The organism is Shewanella sp. 10N.261.52.F9, from assembly GCF_041471165.1.
Lineage (GTDB): Bacteria > Pseudomonadota > Gammaproteobacteria > Enterobacterales > Shewanellaceae > Shewanella > Shewanella marinintestina.
This window is the reverse complement of the sequence record NZ_JBFRNX010000049.1, coordinates 1-893: the sequence shown is the minus strand read 5'-3', so window position 1 is coordinate 893 and position 893 is coordinate 1. Positions and strand designations below refer to the sequence as shown.

Annotated in this window: 2 tRNA genes; both read left to right on the top strand. The window is 40.4% G+C overall.

From position 1 onward, the window contains the following. Positions 1–659: 659 nt before the first annotated feature. A tRNA-Val gene (locus AB4298_RS21170) sits at positions 660–735 on the top strand. Between the two features lie 37 nt (positions 736–772). Next, positions 773–848: transfer RNA gene (locus AB4298_RS21165), tRNA-Val, on the top strand. Positions 849–893 lie beyond the last annotated feature (45 nt).

Genomic DNA, 893 nt, shown 5'->3' with positions numbered 1-893 from the left:
TTGCTCGTTGCTCGTTGCTAAGCAGAAGCTTAACGTTTCACTCTTCTACAACCGTTTTTCACTCTTTTATCTCTACCGTTGCGCAGAAACACTAGTCACAAGGGTAAAGGATGAAAAAATGAGTAACCATTTCGAACTGCGTGAAAGTAAAAAATAGCAGTATCGATATAAGCCTATTGAACTAGTAATGATTGTTTGTCGCTAATTAACTTTACTACAAGCGTTGTGTGTTTGAAGTAAGCCAAACAACGAAAGAGGAACCGTTGAGTGTTGCTTCTATAATGTAAGAATTCCAAACCAGATTGTTGCATACCGAGCCGCCTTACCAAAAAGTAAGCCTTTATCTTCGCAGTGTAAACTCCCTCGACAACACAAAAACAACCAACACTTATCTATCTAAAGATACCTTTTTAAATTCGACAATGAACAAATGCATACTTTTTAATATAAGAATTACTCCGTATACTCAGCATTAGAATAAAACGAAGTCGTCCGACAACGATTTGTTAAGCTAACTTTTAGCCAGTTATAGCTTTAGACGGTACGCTTCTGATTAACTATGCAGCAACACGCGCAAAATTGAACCGTAGTCGTTATTTTATCTGAAAAAAGCGTTGACAGTAGATCGTTCCTCCCTATAATACGGCCCCACACAGCGAGGTCGATTAGCTCAGCTGGGAGAGCACCTCCCTTACAAGGAGGGGGTCACTGGTTCGAGCCCAGTATCGACCACCATTCTTTTCATAAAGAATTAAAACATTATGAAATCCCAGGTCGATTAGCTCAGCTGGGAGAGCACCTCCCTTACAAGGAGGGGGTCACTGGTTCGAGCCCAGTATCGACCACCATTCTTTTCATAAAGAATTAAAACATTATGAAATCCCAGGTCGATT